At 74.0% G+C, this 15212-nt stretch carries 13 protein-coding genes; 7 read left to right on the forward strand and 6 right to left on the reverse strand.

All coding sequences use genetic code 11. The features are described from left to right. Positions 1–129: 129 nt before the first annotated feature. Positions 130–2055 (reverse strand): translation factor GTPase family protein, encoded by a 1926-nt coding sequence (locus AB0M43_RS04100; protein ID WP_363720991.1) that lies wholly within the window; start codon positions 2053–2055, stop codon positions 130–132. 216 nt (positions 2056–2271) lie between these two features. After that, on the reverse strand, positions 2272–3498 hold the full coding sequence (locus AB0M43_RS04105; protein WP_363720992.1) for an MFS transporter: 1227 nt from the start codon (positions 3496–3498) through the stop codon (positions 2272–2274). A gap of 228 nt (positions 3499–3726) precedes the next feature. On the opposite strand from AB0M43_RS04105, the gene AB0M43_RS04110 reads away from it, so the two are divergent. Next, positions 3727–4248 carry a hypothetical protein gene (locus AB0M43_RS04110; RefSeq protein WP_363720994.1) on the forward strand — a complete coding sequence of 174 codons (522 nt, stop codon included), beginning with the start codon at positions 3727–3729 and terminating at the stop codon, positions 4246–4248. 125 nt (positions 4249–4373) lie between these two features. Then, positions 4374–4901, forward strand: coding sequence for a DUF664 domain-containing protein (locus AB0M43_RS04115; RefSeq protein WP_363720995.1), 528 nt, complete (start codon positions 4374–4376; stop codon positions 4899–4901). An 83-nt stretch (positions 4902–4984) separates the two neighbouring features. Here AB0M43_RS04115 and AB0M43_RS04120 read toward each other — a convergent pair whose 3' ends face one another. Beyond that, complete coding sequence (locus AB0M43_RS04120) at positions 4985–7360, reverse strand: protein kinase (RefSeq protein WP_363720997.1); 2376 nt, start codon at positions 7358–7360, stop codon at positions 4985–4987. A 317-nt stretch (positions 7361–7677) separates the two neighbouring features. Between AB0M43_RS04120 and AB0M43_RS04125 the strand changes: the two genes are divergently transcribed. Both AB0M43_RS04125 and AB0M43_RS04130 read left to right on the forward strand, forming a co-directional pair. Next, complete coding sequence (locus AB0M43_RS04125; protein WP_363720999.1) at positions 7678–8124, forward strand: SRPBCC domain-containing protein; 447 nt, start codon at positions 7678–7680, stop codon at positions 8122–8124. Next, the gene (locus tag AB0M43_RS04130) at positions 8121–8474 is read left to right on the forward strand and encodes a metalloregulator ArsR/SmtB family transcription factor (protein ID WP_363721001.1); all 354 of its coding nucleotides are present in this window, start codon (positions 8121–8123) and stop codon (positions 8472–8474) included. Before AB0M43_RS04125 ends, AB0M43_RS04130 begins: the two co-directional genes overlap by 4 nt. A gap of 41 nt (positions 8475–8515) precedes the next feature. Here AB0M43_RS04130 and AB0M43_RS04135 read toward each other — a convergent pair whose 3' ends face one another. Then, positions 8516–9880: an FAD-dependent oxidoreductase gene (locus AB0M43_RS04135; protein WP_363721002.1), complete on the reverse strand. Its 1365-nt coding sequence runs from the start codon at positions 9878–9880 to the stop codon at positions 8516–8518. Between the two features lie 390 nt (positions 9881–10270). Between AB0M43_RS04135 and AB0M43_RS04140 the strand changes: the two genes are divergently transcribed. Continuing rightward, a complete protein-coding gene (locus AB0M43_RS04140) occupies positions 10271–11188 on the forward strand; it encodes a mycothiol acetyltransferase (protein ID WP_363721004.1) in 918 nt (305 codons plus the stop codon). 286 nt (positions 11189–11474) lie between these two features. On the opposite strand, the gene AB0M43_RS04145 is transcribed toward AB0M43_RS04140, so the two are convergent. After that, positions 11475–12020: an EF-hand domain-containing protein gene (locus AB0M43_RS04145; protein WP_363721005.1), complete on the reverse strand. Its 546-nt coding sequence runs from the start codon at positions 12018–12020 to the stop codon at positions 11475–11477. Between the two features lie 97 nt (positions 12021–12117). After that, positions 12118–12723 (reverse strand): XRE family transcriptional regulator, encoded by a 606-nt coding sequence (locus AB0M43_RS04150; RefSeq protein ID WP_363721006.1) that lies wholly within the window; start codon positions 12721–12723, stop codon positions 12118–12120. Between the two features lie 77 nt (positions 12724–12800). Here AB0M43_RS04150 and AB0M43_RS04155 point away from each other — a divergent pair, with 77 nt between their 5' ends. Next, positions 12801–13703, forward strand: coding sequence for a class I SAM-dependent methyltransferase (locus tag AB0M43_RS04155; protein WP_363721007.1), 903 nt, complete (start codon positions 12801–12803; stop codon positions 13701–13703). 62 nt (positions 13704–13765) lie between these two features. Continuing rightward, entirely contained in the window at positions 13766–15175 is a 1410-nt protein-coding gene (locus tag AB0M43_RS04160) for an MFS transporter (RefSeq protein WP_363721009.1), read from the forward strand. Positions 15176–15212: the final 37 nt, after the last annotated feature.

Raw genomic sequence — 15212 nt, forward strand, 5'->3', positions numbered from 1 at the left:
TGAAGCCTGGGCGGCGCCGCGGCTCTGCGGAACTGCGGAACAGCGGCGCCGCGTGGGCTCGGCGGCACTCGTCGCCGCCACGGCGAACGGGTCGGAGGCCGCACGTGGCACCCTCCGACCCCTCGCCCCCTAGTGCCGGTTGGCCAGGTGCGAGAAGTACTCCTGGCGGCTGAGCGGGTTGCGGTCGGTGCGCGGTCGCGAGGGCGGTTCGCCGTGCACCGGCCGGTACCCGTCGAACTCGGTCAGGAACACGTAGTCGCCGTGCGCCAGCCCCGGCAGGTGCTTCTCGAAACCGTGCACCCGGCCGGCGGGGATCGTGCCGACCAGCCGGCCGGTGCCGCCCCGCACCGTCGACCCGGCCAGGGCGCCCTGCGCGTCGACGAGCCGGGACAGCACCGCGCCGATCCGGTCGGCCGGCACCTCCAGCTCGAACCGGTGCACCGGCTCCAGCACCTCGGTGCCGGCCTCCCGGAGCGCGGCCATCACCACCAGCGGCGCGCAGTTGCGGAAGTCGGCCGCGTTGCTGATCGGCGCCCAGTAGCCGCTGTGGGTCAGGGTCACCGCGCAGTCGACCACCTGCCAGCCGCGCAGGCCCTGGCGGAGCGCGGACCGCAGCCCCTCCTCCAGCGCGTGCCGGTACGGCGGCAGCAGCGAACCCGGCTCCACCTCCAGCCCGTACGTGATCCCCGAACCGGGCGGCCCCGGCTCGACCCGCAGCCCGACCGTCGCGAGGAACCCGTCGGCCCGCGCGCTGATCATCTCGACGGACGCGCCGGTGCCGACCGGCCGTTCCACGCAGATCGGCCGGGTCTCGGCGAACTCGACCGCCAGCCCGTACGTCTCGGCGAGGGTGGCCGCGACGACCTCCTTCTGGACCTCGCCGTACAGCCGGATCGACAGCTCCGCGCCGTCCTCCTTGCGGATGTCGATCAGCGGGTCCTGTTCGGCGAGGCGGCTCAGGGCGGCGAACAGTTCGGTGGGCCGGTCCGAGCGGATCACGGTCTCCAGGGTCGGCGGGGCGAAGAACGCGGTGTCCGCCGGGTCGCCCGTACCCAGCTGGTCGCCGATCTGGATGTCCTTGAGGCCCGTGATCCGGGCGATGGTGCCCGGGTGCGCGGTCGTGTCCGCCGTGGCCGCCCCGTCGGTGAAGACCCGGACGGCGGTGACCTTGCCCTCCCGCTCGACCAGCCCGCCGGCGCTGTCCCGCCGGTGGTACGCGACGTGCTGGCGGGCCTGGAGCGTGCCGGCGAACACCCGGACGTAGGCGACCTTCTCCCCCGCCCGGCCGCGCTCGATCTTGAACACGGTGGCGCGCAGGTCCAGGCCGGCCGGGGCGGCCGACGGCAGGAGTTCGCGCACACCGGCCAGCAGGGCGGGCACGCCCTCGCCGGTGATGGCCGAGCCGAAGAACACCGGGTACACCAGCGCCCCGCCCGTCTGGCGGACCAGCTCGGCGCGGGCCAGGGCGGGCGGCACCGGTCCGTCGAGGAACGCGGCCAGCAGCCGGTCGCTGTGGTCGGCGAGGACCTCCGCGTCCGGCGGGACCGGGGCCGTGCGGGCGCGCGGCGAGCCGATGTCGGTGACCGTGCTCAGCGGCAGGATCCGGGCGGTGAGCCGTTCCCGGATGCTGTCGAGCAGCTCCCCCTCGGTCGCGCCCGTCCGGTCGATCTTGTTCGCGAAGATCAGCACGGGCAGGCCGAGGCGGGTCAGGGTCCGCATCAGCACCCGGGTCTGGGGCTGCACCCCCTCCACGGCGGACACGACGAGCACGACCCCGTCGAGGACCCGCAGCGCCCGCTCCACCTCGGCGATGAAGTCCGGGTGCCCGGGGGTGTCGATCAGGTTGACCCGCAGGTCGTCGACCGTGAAGGACACGACGGCGGACTGGATGGTGATGCCCCGGCGGCGCTCCAGGTCGAGCGAGTCGGTCGTGGTGCTGCCGGCGTCGACACTGCCGATCCGGTGGATGACCCCGGTCTCGAACAGCAGCCGCTCGGTCAGGCTGGTCTTACCCGCGTCGACATGGGCGAGAATTCCGATGTTCAACGTCTTCATAGAAACTGGTCTCCACTGGTGCGATCGATCGGCCCTTTCCGTAGGTGACGTCGATCTGTCGCCGCATGTCGTCTCCCTGACTCGGTGGTGGCTGACCAGTGGTGCGGCGAGTGTAGACGGGTGAGGGGCGGGGCGCGCGGCAATTTCCGGTCGGCCCTGTCGTGGCCGGCCGGCATGGGCCCGGCGCGGAAACGCGCGACACCCCGGGACGGGTACCTACGGCACGGAGGCGCGTTCGGGGGCGTACTCCCGTTCCGGGTGCCGCAGGCGGACCGGCGTGAACAGCGCCGACAACGCGAACAGCAGCACGAGCCCGCCGCCCACCACGGCCGCGACCCGCACCCCGTGCCCCGCCGCCACCGCCGTCAGGACGACCGCGCCGATCGGGCCGAGCGCGTAGTGCAGGGTCCAGAACGCGGACGTGACCCGGCCGAGGAGGTGGTCGGGGGTGATCTGCTGGCGCAGCGACATGGACACGGTGCCGGCGATCGTGAGGCCGAAGGAGTACACCGCGGCGGCGGCGCCCAGCGCGTACACGTCGCTGACCAGGCCGTAGGACACGACGGCGAGCGCGGCCACCCCGGTGCCCCCGATCCAGCACGGGCCGAACCCGAGCCGGCGGCGCAGCACCCCGACCAGCGTCGCGCCGAGGATGCCGCCGGCCCCCGCGCCGGACAGCACGGAGCCGACGACCACGTCGGGCTGGCCGAGTTCGCCCTTGAGCCGGAAGATGAGCAGGTCCACGGCGCCCAGGGTGACGAACAGGACCCCGGTCAGCACGATGGTGAGGCTGCGCAGGACGGGCTGGGCCCACAGGAACCGGGCGCCGGCGAACACCCGCCGGACCGGACCGCCGTCCTCGGGGGCGCGGGCGACGGCCCGGAACCGGATCGCCGTCAGGCACAGCGCCGAGGCCAGGAAGCTCACCGCGTCCACGCCGAGCGCGTTGGCCGGGCCGACCCAGGCCGCCAGCCCCGCGGCGGCGGCCGGACCGAGCACGGCGAACACCGCGAACGTGGTGTGCAGCCGGCCGTTGGCCTCGGTGACCTGGTCGCGGTCGACGAGGTTCGGGACTGCGGTGACGTAGCTGACCTGGAACAGCATGTCGAACACGGCCGCCACCGGCATGAGCACGAACAACAACCAGGGCCGGGGACCGAAGGCCCACACGACGGGTACGGCGCCGTAGAGCACCGCGCGGGCCACGTCCGCGCCGATCATGAGCGTGCGACGGTCGAACCGGTCGACGACGGAGCCGGCGAACAGTCCGGTCAGGACGCTGCCGACCGTGACCAGGCCGGTGAGCAGGCCCATCTGGACGACGGAGCCGGTGGCCTGGAGCACGAGGAGCGGCACCGCGATGGTGGTGATGGAGCTGCCGGCGACCGACAGGGTCTGGCTGAGCCAGAAGATCATGAACGGTCGGTTCCGCCGGAGCACCATGATCTGACATCACACACCCCGGAGCGGCCCGGCGCCAGCCGATTACCGGGGCCGCGGCCGGCCGGAGGGGTACCCACCCGCGACAGGAGGGCTGGCCATACCCGGGGACGGGTCGCCAGCACTACCTCGTGATGGTCACTGGCTGTATTGATGGGGCGATCCCGGGCGGGCAGGCTGAACGGGACCGGTTTCCGAGCGGCCGAACGGGTCGCACGAGGAGGACTCCCCATGCGTTCCGACCAGTCCCACCGCGTCCGCAGGGCGACAGGGCCCCGGCGGGCGGTCGCGTTGGTGGCCATGATCGCCGCCGCGCTGGTGTTCGGGGGCACGCTGCCCTCGACCACGACGCTGGCCGGCGGCCCCGGGGACTCCGTGCGGCAGGGGCTGGAGCTTCTGGTGCGCGAGGACCCGAACACCGCTGCCCGGGATGTCGACGGCCGGACCCGGAACTGCGCGGTCGCCGACTCCCCGACCGGACGGCAGGGGCCCGACGCGGCCGACGTCACCGGGGACGCCGGGTCGGCGCCGGAACCCGGGGCGGCACCGCACGGAGACGGATCGACGTCGGGGACCACGGCGCCCCCGCACGGCGACCGGTCGATGTCGGACATCACGGCGGCCCCGCACGGCGACGGGGCGACGTCAGGGCTCGCGGGGACCCAGTGCCGCGACGGGGACGGCCGGGGCTCCCTGCGGCCCTGGAGCCTGCTCCGGCAGCTCGGCGTCAGCCTCTTTCGTTCCTGGTTCTGAACACCGCAGGCGACCCCGGCACCGGAGGGTCGCGCGGATTCCTGCCAGGATCCCCGGAAAACGGACGGCGGGGCACATGTGTGCGTACCCGCCAAAGGGGTTGCGGGGGTTGTCATGATGGCCCCATGACGTGGACAGCACCCGACGTAGCGCGGGGAACCCGGACGGACATGGCCTGCGGCGAACGCGAGATGCTCGACAACTGGTTGCGGCTCCGGCGGGTGTTCCTGCTCCGCAAGTGCGCCGGACTGACCGCCGGACAACTGAAGACCGCCTCCGTGGAACCGTCCCGACTGACGCTGCTCGGCCTCCTGCGACACCTCGCGGAGGTCGAGCGCTTCTGGTTCCGGGAGAAGTTCCTGCACGAGGAGTTGCCCGCGCTGTACGTCACCGACGAGCACGAGGACGGCGACTTCGACCTGGTGGCCGACGCCGACGCCGAGGCGGACTACGCCACGTTCCTCGCGGAGACGGCCGCCTGCGACGCGGCGGTGGCGGGCATCGACCTCGACGAGCTGTCCGACGACCCGGGCGCGCCGACCGGCAAGGTCAGCCTCCGGTGGGTCTACATCCACCTCCTGGAGGAGTACGCGCAGCACACCGGGCACGCCGACCTGATCCGGGAACGGGTGGACGGCGGCACGGGAGCCTGACCCGCACTGTCGAGGCCCCTGGACGGGATCCGTCCGGGGGCGTTTCCATGCGCGGCTGCCCCGGTAGGCGGGGACGCGGGGGCTCAGGAGACCAGGCGCCACTGCTGGTTGGCGGCGCCCGAGCAGAAGTCGCTGCTGACCTGCTGGTCGGGGCCGTTGCCGACCAGGCAGATGTTGGTGGCGGCGTTCTCGATGCGGCGGGTCTGCGGGTCGTAGTTCCAGTAGGAGCGCTGCCAGTCCTGCTCCCACGTACCCAACTGCACGTTGTTGTCGAAGTTGCGGCTCAGCTGCATGGCGGTGGCGTTCCTCGGCACGACCACGTAGTCCCGGCGGCCGTTCGCGTCCCTGCCCTGGGCGAAGGTCCAGCGCTGGCCGGGCTGGTTCCGCCACGCCCGGGTGGCGACGGCCGCGCCGCTGCCGGTGCCGGTCGCGCTGAGCACCGCGCCGTCCTGGGCGCTGACGATCACGGCGTCCGCCGGGTTGAAGGGGCCGTTGGGCAGACCTGATCCGGGTACCGGCTTGGACTCCGGCGGACGCTGACTCGGATTGCCGCCCGGGCCCGTGGTGGCACCCGGGACCTGACCGCCCGGCACGGGAGTCGCGCCGGGACCCGTCCCGGGGGTCTGGCTGGTGCCGATCTGGTTGCCGCCGGGTTCCGCGACCCGCGTCGCCGACGGGGTGCCGCCGACCGCTCCGCCGGGTCCGGGGGTGGCGGAGGCGCCGGGGGTGCCCCGTGGGCCGGCGAGTCCGCTGGCCAGGTAGCCCGCGAACAGGAGGACCACGGCGGCCGTCACGGCGGCGAGGACGAGCAGGGTTCGCCGGGTTCGCCGGGGCGGCGGAGGGGGCAGGGCCGGGACGGGGAGTGTTGCCGCTGGTGGGGGCGGAGTGGCGGCTGGACGGTCGATCTGGGGTGCCTCGACGTCCGCGCCTGACGGAGCCGACGACTGCACCGTCACCGCCTCCCGCACGGCGCTCACGGTCGGTGCCGTCGCGGCCCCGGCGACCGTCGGGCCGGCCGGACCTACGTCCACCGCCTTGTCGATCAACGTGTCAGCGGGCACGTCGGGAGCGGGCGGGGCAGCCGGCAACGCGGAGGTCGGGGTCTGCTCGGCAAGGTCCGGCGTAGCGACGGTCGGTGCGGAGATCTCCGGCACCGTGGCGGAAGCTGTCGGAGCCGCCCCTGCGTCCGCCAGCTTCGAGGGCTCGGCGGTGCGGCCCGGCGCGGTCGCAGGAGGCGCGCCGTCCGTCGGAGCCGCCCCGGCCTCAGCCAACGTCGAGGCCTCGGCGGTGCCGCCCGGCAAGGTCGCAGGAGGCACGCCGTCCGTCGGAGCCGCCCCGGCCTCAGCCAACGTCGAGGCCTCGGCGGTGCCGCCCGGCAAGGTCGCAGGAGGCACGTCGTCCATCGGCGCGGTCCCGGCGCCGGCGGCCGGCCGGGCCGTGGTCACCGCCGCCGCGTCGACCGTCGCGGCGAGCCCCTCGGGTCGCGGTGACGCGGTCGACCCGTCCACCAGTGTGGCCACCGCCGCCGCCCCCGCTGCGGCGAGCGTGTCCGCCAACCCGGCCGGCAGCCAGCTGCCCCCGACCGGCGCCGGACCGCGCCGCGCCCTCCCGTACGCCTCGATCACCGCGTCCGGCGTCGGCCGGTCCGCCGGATCCTTGGCCAGGCAGGCGGCGACCAGTCGCCGGAGCCCCTCGTCGGGCACCGCGCCCAGGTCCGGCTCCCCCTGGGTGATCCGGTAGATCAGCTCGGCCTCGCTCCGGCCCCGGAACGGGGCGGTGCCGCCGGCCGCGTAGGCGATCACCGAGCCGAGGGCGAACACGTCGGTCCCGGGGCCGGGGGCGTCGCCGCGCAGCTGTTCGGGTGCCATGTAGGCGGGGGTGCCCATCCGGACACCGGTCTGGGTCAGGCCGTCCTGGACGCCGTCCGCGCGGGCGATCCCGAAGTCGATCACGCGGGGGCCGTCGGTGGCGAGGAGGACATTGCCCGGTTTGAGGTCACGGTGGGTGATGCCGGCGGCGTGGATGGCCTTGAGTGCCTCCGCGATGCCGGCGGCCAGCTTCCAGACGCCCTGGACGGGCAGGGTGCCGTGCCGGGTGACGGCGACGGCGAGCGTCGGCCCTGGTACGAAGGCCGTGGCGAGCCAGGGGCGGTCGGCGTCCGCCTCGTACCGGAGCACGGGGGCCGTGTAGAGGCCGTTCACCCGGGCCGCGAGGGTGGCCTCCCGGGCGAACCGGGCCCGGAACGCGGGATCGCCGGCGAAGGGGTCCTTGACCATCTTGACCGCGACGGGGCGCCCGGCGGGGGTCAGACCGAGGTACACCCGGCCCATGCCGCCCTCGCCGATCCGGCCCCACAGCTGGATGTCCCCGGCCATCGCCGGGTCGGCGGTCTCCAGTGGAACCAGGTCGATGCCCAGTTCGGGCAGCGTCGGAGCCGGTTCGTGTGCGTGCTCGGTCATCCGGTGCCCCCGCCCTCGGCCCCGACCCCGTTCCGATCGAGCTCGCCGCATCCTAACGTCGGGGGACAACAGGGCGGATTTGGCCCTCCGGGTGCCGTCGGGCGTCCACTGTGCGCATTCAGCCCGCTGTCGTGGTCACACCCACATCAAAGACAAAGACCGCACTTCCCATTTTTGGTACCCGTCTGGTGTGTCGCCCTCGCGGTGGCCGCGCGGGCGACGTGGCGCTACTCTCTGTCATGGTCCGGCTCGGGTTCGCCCCGGACGTGTGCAACTCTTGAGATGCATCATTTCAGCGGCGGGTGAAGGAGTTCCTCATGAGCGAGGACCGGATCGAACGCGAAACCCTGATCCAGGCGTCCGTGGAGCGGGTCTGGACCCTGGTGGCCCAGCCCGGGTTCTGGGTGGCCGACCTGGCGAGCCTGCCCGGCACCGTGGCCCGGGAGGGCGAGTCGATGGTGGCACACAACGCCCATTACGGGGACTTCCCGGTGCGGGTGGAGAAGGTCGAACCCCCGACCTACCTGGCGTACCGGTGGGCCAGCGCCTACCCCGGCGAGGAACTGCGCCCGGGCAACAGCACCCTCGTCGAGTTCACCCTGATCCCGGAGGGCACCGCCACCCGGCTCCGGGTCGTCGAGAGCGGGTTCGCCACCCTGACCGGCTCCGAGGAACTGCGCGAGCAGGCATACCGCAACAACGCCGGCGGCTGGCCCGAGGTGCTCGACGCGTTCGGCAAGCGCGCCGAACAGCCACCCGTATGACCGAGGCACGTCGCGGGCCCCGCGAGCACGTCGACAGCGTCCTGGCCGCGCTGGCCGATCCGACCCGACGCCAGTTGCTCGACCTCCTGGCCGCCCGGGGGGAGGCCACGGCGACGACGCTCGCCGAGAGCTTCCCCGTCTCCCGGCAGGCCGTCCTCAAACACCTCACCATCCTCGACGCGGCCGGCCTCGTCACGAACAGGCGGGTCGGCCGCGAGGTGCGGTACGCGGTGCGGTCGGCGGCGCTGGACTCGACGGCGCGGTGGATGGCCGCGTTGGCGTCCGACTGGGACCGGCGGTTGTCGGTCGTCAAGCGGCTGGCGGAGGCGGCGGAGCGGGAGGCGCGCTAGCGCGCGGCCCGCCGCCCGGTCCGGGCGGCGGGGTTCGCGGGTCAGGCGCCGCTGTGGTGGAGCATGTCCCCGCGTTCGACGACCTTGACGCGTTCGCGGCCCTCGGCGGCACCCAGGGCGCGCTCGTGGGCGTCGAGCAGGTGCCAGCCCGCCCAGGTGGTGAAGCGGACGCCCTGGTCGCGCAGGTGGGCGACCACCGCCTCCGGGTCGGGCTCGACGGCGCCGGGCAGGGCGCCCGCCGCGTGGTCGTCGAGCAGGCAGGCGACGGTCTCGTTCGCGTCGCCCTTGGTGTGTCCGATCAGGCCGACGGGGCCGCGCTTGATCCAGCCCGTGACGTAGGTGGCCGTCTGGTGGGAGCCGTCGGCGGCCAGGACCCGGCCGGCCTGGTTCGGGACGGTGCCCGACACCGGGTCGAACGCGAGTTTGGGCAGCTCGTCGGAGTAGTAGCCGACCGCCCGGTACACGGCCTGCACGTCCCAGTCGGTGACCTTCCCGGTCCCCCGGACGTTGCCCGTGCCGTCGAGCTCGGTGCGCTCGGTCCGCAGGCCCACCACCCGGCCGTCGGCGCCGAGCACCTCGACCGGGGACTCGAAGAAGTGCAGGTAGACCCGGTGCGGGCGGTCGCCGACGTCGCGGATCGCCCAGCCTTCGAGGGTGTTGGCGACCATGTCGACCTGCTTGTTGCCGCGACGTTCGGCGGCGGAGCCCTCGTCGTACTCGATGTCCTCCGGGTCGACGATCACCTCGATGGTCGGCGAGTGGTCGAGTTCGCGCAGCTCCATCGGGCTGAACTTGGCCTGCGCCGGTCCGCGGCGGCCGAAGACGTGCACCTCCACGGCCTTGTTCCCCGCCAGGCCGGCGTGCACGTTCGGCGGGATCTCGGTCGGCAGCAGCTCGGCGGCGGTCTTGGCCAGGATCCGGGCGACGTCCAGGGCCACGTTGCCCACGCCGAGCACCGCGACCCGGGTCGCCTCCAGGGGCCAGGTGCGCGGGACGTCGGGGTGCCCGTCGTACCAGGAGACGAAGTCGGCGGCGCCGTAGGAGCCCTCCAGGCCGATGCCGGGCATGTCCAGGGCCCGGTCGGCCATCGCGCCGGTGGAGAACACGACGGCGTCGTAGAACCGGTGCAGGTCGTCGAGGGCCAGGTCGCCCGGGTAGTCCACGTTGCCGAACAGCCGGATCTGCGGCTTGTCCAGTACCCGTTGGAGGGCGGTGATGATGCCCTTGATCCGCGGGTGGTCGGGGGCCACGCCGTAGCGGATCAGCCCGAACGGGGCCGGCATCCGCTCGAACAGGTCGATCGAGACCCCGGGTTCGCGGGCGGCGTCGGACTTCAGCAGGGCGTCCGCGGCGTAGACACCGGCGGGACCGGCTCCGACGATCGCGATCCGGATCGGACGGGTCATGGCGGGGCGTTCCTCGCAGACAGGAAGGGGCGGTTGGGCCGATGTTCGGAGTAAACCCGGGCGGCGGGTCGCGCGGTAGGTGCCGTACTCCGACAAGATCATAGGCAGGGCCTATGGCTTCCGGGCAGGGGCGAGAGGGCGCTCGTGAGGACGATCACAACGTGTCGGGGCAGCCCTGGGCGGCGGTGGGCGGCCGGTCCGGAGACAACGCGGGGATGCGGTGGGCCGGTGGGCCGGGGCGACCCGCGGTGGGCCGGCGGCTCCGGGCGCGCGGAATTCGCTGGCCCCGGCCGACTAGGATGATCAACAACACTGGTGGAGCCCGGGGCGCGGACGCGTGCCGCCGGGGCCACGCGATCCGGCCACACTCCACCCGAAGAAGGAACACCTGTGACTGTCGTGATCCGTGCGGCCCGCCCCGACGAGCTGCCCGCCCTGACCACCCTCGACGACGCCGAGCGCGACGCCGCCACCGCCGACTACCTGGCGACCCTGCTCGACCGGGCCTGCACCCGGCCCGAGTGGTGCCTGGTCGCCGAGGACGACGGCGCGCTCGTCGGCAACATCGTGCTGTGGAGCCCGCCCGGGCGCCCCGTACCCGTCGACTTCGTGCTCTTCGAACCCGGCACCGCCGGGCCCGCGCTGCTCGACGCCGCCGCGACCCTGGCCCGCGAACTCGGCGCCACCGGGCAGGGCCACGTGCTCGACTCCCCCGCCCAGACCCCGCAGTTCCAGCGCGACCCGGAGCTGCGCGAGACCCTGCTCGCCGACGCGGGCCTGCTCCTCGAACGGGACGGCCGCCGGTTCCAGTGGCGGGCCGAGTCCGGCCTGCCCGCGCTGGACCCCCGGCTCACCTGGCGTTCCCTCGCCGAGCTCGGCGAGACCCCCTTCGTCGACCTCCTCGAGGCGGTCCTCATCGACACGAAGGACGCGATCTTCCTCGCCGAGATCGCCGAACACGGGCTGCGGGGCGCCGCCGACCTCAACATCCGCGACATGCTCGACATGGAACACCAGCCCGACTGGTACGAGATCGGCTACGACGCCGACGGCCTGCCCGCCGCCCTCAGCCTGCCGGCGCGCAACCCGAGCTTCGCCGTGATCGGCCTCGTCGGCGTCGCGCCCACGCACCGGGGCCGGGGGTTCAGCACCGATGTGGTGGTCCGGGGGCTGCACGTGCTCGCGGCGGCCGGCGAGACCGAGGTGCGGGGGGACTGCGACGCGGCGAATCTGGGGATGTTCCGGTCGTTCGTGAAGGCCGGGTTCGTGCACTTCGCCGACCGGAAGATGTTCGCCCGGAAGCTCTAGCGGGTGCCGCCCGGCGGTCCCGGGTGACCCCGGGTGCCGCCGGGCGGATCGGGGCGGTGCCGGACTTGCTCACCGCGAGAACGGTGCCCGGCCGCGCCCCGCCGGGCACCGGGCCGGCGCACGCTAACGGGCCACGGGGCGACGACAAGGTGGACCCGGTGGACCGTGATGGCGGCCGGGGGCGAGGCCCGGACGGACCTGGCGGACCGGGCCGGCGCCCGGGTGGACCAGTCGCCCGAGCCGTTGGGCGCCGCATCGCGGTGGTCGCCGGACCCGGGCCTGCCGGTCAGTCCAGGGGGCCGTACATCAGGTTGCCGGGCGCGTCCGGGTCAGCGCTGGTCCAGAACTCGCCGGCCGCCCGGAGGAGTTCGGCGGTGTCGAGGACCCCGTCGCCGTCCCGGTCGAGCGCCGCGAAGCCCGCCGCCGTCCGGTCGGGCGGCAGGCCGAAGGTGCGCGCGTACATGTGCTCGAACTCCGCCCGGCTCACCACCCCGTCGCCGTCGGTGTCCGCGGTCAGCATCCAGTAGGACGCGGCGTCGCCGAAGTCGCGGAGGAACGTGTCGCGGTCGGACTCCAGGGCCCCGGTGACCGCCGCCGCGAACTCCTCCGGGCCGAGGGAGCCGTCCGCGCGGCCGAACGGGCGGAAGTACCGCTTCCACAGCACCATGAACGTCGCGTGCAGGCTGGCCAGGGTCGGCGGGTGGGTGTCCGGGAAGGCCCCTTCGAGGCGGCCGGTGACGGCGGCGAAGTCGGACTCCGTCAGGCGGCCGTTGCCGTCGACGTCGAAGTAGCCGAAGCCGCGGTGGAGCTTGCGGCGCAGAACGTCTTCCACGGTGCCTCCCGGGGACTCCTGCCCGCCGACGGGACGGCCAGAAAGTGATTCTATCGGCGAAAACTCACTTTCGGAATAGGCCGGACAACCGCCCTCATCAGGCCCCCTCACCGGCCGACCGCTCCCGGGGTTTCGCCCGGACGTGCATCCGCTCCCCCTGCCGCCCGAACAGGCTGAGGATCTCCACGGGCCGGCCGTCCGCGCTGCTGAACCAGTGCGGCACCCGGGTGTCGAACTCGGCGACCTCCCCGGGGCCGAGGACCAGGTCGTGCTCCCCGAGGACGAGCCGCAGCCGGCCGTCCAGCACGTACATCCACTCGTAGCCCTCGTGGGTGCGTGGCTCCGGCTCCGTACCCCGGTCATTGATGATCATTTTGTAGGCCTGCAGCGGGCCGGGGCTGCGGCTCAGGGGCAGGAACATGCCGCCGTTGGGCATGGCGCGGGCCTTGAGCCGGACCCGGGGGTCGCCCACCTCGGGCGCGCCGACCAGGTCGTCCAGCGGCACGTTGTACGCGCCGGCGAGCGGCAGCAGCAGTTCCAGGCTGGGGCGACGCTGGCCGGACTCCAGCCGGGACAGGGTGCTCTTGGAGATGCCGGTCGTCTCGGACAGCGCCGCCAGGGTGAGACCACGCTTGGTGCGCAGGGCGCGGAGCCGGGGGGCGACGTCGTCGAGGACCGCTTGGTACGGCGCGGGCTTGTCCATCTCCGCATTCCAACACGCCGTCCCGGAATCGGCAACAGAAGTTGCCAGGTTCCCGGGGCGGGTGCAGGCTCGTCGACATGAGCCAGCACACCGGATCCGGACACGGACACCAGCACGGACACCACCGCACCGACATCGACTGGGAGGTGATGGCCACCCACCTGGAACAGAACGGCGAACTGCAGCTCCCCGCCCTCCGCCAGACCGCGGACCGGCTCGGCGGCCTGTTCGCCCCGGACCACGAGGTCGGGCGGGTCCTCGACATCGGCAGCGGGCCGGGCGTGATGACCTGCGTCCTCGCCGAGGCCTTCCCCGACGCGACGGCCGTCGCGGTGGACGGCGCGCCCGGCCTGCTCGACCGCGCCGTGGCCCGGGCCGGGCGGACCGGCCTCGGGGACAGGGTGGCCGCCCTGCACGCCGAACTGCCCGGCGACCTGGCCCGGCTCGGCACGGCGGACCTGATCTGGAGCAGCCGCGCGGTGCACCACCTCGGCGACCAGCAGGCGGCCCTGGACGGCCTGGCCGGGATCCTGCGCCCCGGCGGCCTGCTCGCGGTGGCCGAGGGCGGACTGCCGATGCGGTTCCTGCCCCGCGACCTCGGCCTCGGCACGCCCGGCCTGCAGGCCCGGCTGGACGCGGTCCAGGAGAAGTGGTTCGAGGTGATGCGGGCGGAGCTGCCCGACAGCGTCTCCGTGCTGGAGGACTGGCCGGAGCTGTTCCGCCGCGCCGGGCTCACCGCCGTCGGGAGCTTCACGACGCTGCTCGACCTGCCGGCACCGCTGGGCGGGACGGGGCGCGCGTACCTGCACGCGCACCTGGTCCGGCTGCGGGAGTCGATGGCCGAGGACCTCGACGCCGAGGACCTGCGGACCCTCGACGTGCTGGTCGACCCGGACGCGCCGGAGGGCATCCTGCACCGGCCCGACGCCTTCCTGCTCACCGCCAGCACGGTGTTCACGGGTGTGCGGGCGGGCGACTGACCACCGGATCCGCGCCCGGCCGTGCCGGCCGGGCCCACACCCTCCAGAAAGGAAGGACCGAGATGACGTCAGCCAGCGTCGCGGCACCGGCCGGGCCGTCCGTCCGGTGGGTACTCGCCAGCCTGTCGCTGTCCATGTTGTTGTCCTCGCTCGGCACCAGCATCGCCAACGTCGGCCTGCCCACCCTGGCGGAGGCGTTCTCCGCGTCCTTCCAGCAGGTCCAGTGGGTGGTCCTCGCCTACCTCCTCGCGGTGACCACCGTGATCGTCAGCGTCGGGCGGCTCGGTGACCTCACCGGCCGCCGACGGCTGCTGCTGGCGGGGATCTCGCTGTTCACGGTGGCCTCGGTGCTGTGCGGCCTGGCGCCCAGCCTGGGGCTGCTGATCGCCGCGCGGGCCGCGCAGGGCCTCGGGGCGGCCGTCATGATGGCGCTGACCATGGCGTTCGTCGGCGAGACCGTGCCGAGGGCCCGGACCGGCAGCGCCATGGGGCTGCTCGGCACGATGTCGGCGGTCGGCACGGCGCTGGGCCCGTCGCTGGGCGGTGTCCTGATCGCCGGGTTCGGCTGGCGGGCCCTCTTCCTGGTCACCGTGCCGCTGGGCGTCGCGACCCTCCTGCTCGCGCACCGCCACCTGCCGGTCGACCGCCCGGGGCCCAAGAGCCGAGCGACATTCGACCATCGGGGTACGGTTCTGCTCGCGCTCACCCTCGCCGCCTACGCGCTCGCCGTGACCCTGGGCCGGGGCGGGTTCGGCCCGCTCAACGCGGCGCTCCTGGCCGCCGCGCTCCTCGGGGCCGGCCTGTTCCTGCGCACCGAGGCGCGGGCGGCGTCCCCGCTGATCCGGCTGGCGATGTTCCGCGATCCGGTACTGGGCGCCGGCCTGGCCACCAGCGCGCTCGTCTCGACCGTCCTGATGGCGACGCTCGTGGTCGGCCCGTTCTACCTGTCCCGCGCGCTCGGACTCCGCGAGGCCCTCGTCGGGCTGGTGCTGTCGGTCGGCCCGCTCGTCGCCGCGCTGACCGGGGTGCCGGCCGGCCGGATCGCGGACCGGTTCGGCGCGGCCCGGATGACCGTCGCCGGGCTGGTCGGGATCGCGGCCGGCTGCGTCCTGCTGGCCGTCCTGCCGGGCACCCTGGGCGTCGCCGGGTACGTCGGGCCCATCGCGGTGGTCACCGTCGGCTACGCGGTGTTCCAGACGGCCAACAACACCGCCGTCATGGCCGACGTGCGCCCGGACCAGCGGGGCGTCGTCTCCGGGATGCTGAACCTGTCCCGCAATCTCGGCCTCGTCACCGGCGCGTCCGTGATGGGGGCCGTGTTCGCGCTGGCCTCGTCGACCGACGATGTCGCCACGGCGGGCCCGGGGGCGGTCGGCACCGGGATGCGGGTCACGTTCGCGGTGGCGGCGGCGCTGATCGCCGGCGCGCTCGCCCTGGCGGTCCGGGGCCGGGCGCGCGCCGGGAACCCGTAGCCGCGGGTGCGGGGCCCGCGTGCCGTCCACGGGCCCC

Source organism: Longispora sp. NPDC051575, from assembly GCF_040681875.1.
In the GTDB taxonomy this organism is placed as follows: domain Bacteria; phylum Actinomycetota; class Actinomycetes; order Mycobacteriales; family Micromonosporaceae; genus Longispora.

Excerpts from the sequence above, each read along its gene's own strand:
- AB0M43_RS04100 (WP_363720991.1), bottom strand. The coding sequence starts at position 2,055 with ATGAAGACGTTGAACATCGGAATTCTCGCCCATGTCGACGCGGGTAAG.
- AB0M43_RS04105 (WP_363720992.1), bottom strand. The coding sequence starts at position 3,498 with ATGGTGCTCCGGCGGAACCGACCGTTCATGATCTTCTGGCTCAGCCAG.
- AB0M43_RS04110 (WP_363720994.1), top strand. The coding sequence starts at position 3,727 with ATGCGTTCCGACCAGTCCCACCGCGTCCGCAGGGCGACAGGGCCCCGG.
- AB0M43_RS04115 (WP_363720995.1), top strand. The coding sequence starts at position 4,374 with ATGACGTGGACAGCACCCGACGTAGCGCGGGGAACCCGGACGGACATG.
- AB0M43_RS04120 (WP_363720997.1), bottom strand. The coding sequence starts at position 7,360 with ATGACCGAGCACGCACACGAACCGGCTCCGACGCTGCCCGAACTGGGC.
- AB0M43_RS04125 (WP_363720999.1), top strand. The coding sequence starts at position 7,678 with ATGAGCGAGGACCGGATCGAACGCGAAACCCTGATCCAGGCGTCCGTG.
- AB0M43_RS04130 (WP_363721001.1), top strand. The coding sequence starts at position 8,121 with ATGACCGAGGCACGTCGCGGGCCCCGCGAGCACGTCGACAGCGTCCTG.
- AB0M43_RS04135 (WP_363721002.1), bottom strand. The coding sequence starts at position 9,880 with ATGACCCGTCCGATCCGGATCGCGATCGTCGGAGCCGGTCCCGCCGGT.
- AB0M43_RS04150 (WP_363721006.1), bottom strand. The coding sequence starts at position 12,723 with ATGGACAAGCCCGCGCCGTACCAAGCGGTCCTCGACGACGTCGCCCCC.
- AB0M43_RS04155 (WP_363721007.1), top strand. The coding sequence starts at position 12,801 with ATGAGCCAGCACACCGGATCCGGACACGGACACCAGCACGGACACCAC.
- AB0M43_RS04160 (WP_363721009.1), top strand. The coding sequence starts at position 13,766 with ATGACGTCAGCCAGCGTCGCGGCACCGGCCGGGCCGTCCGTCCGGTGG.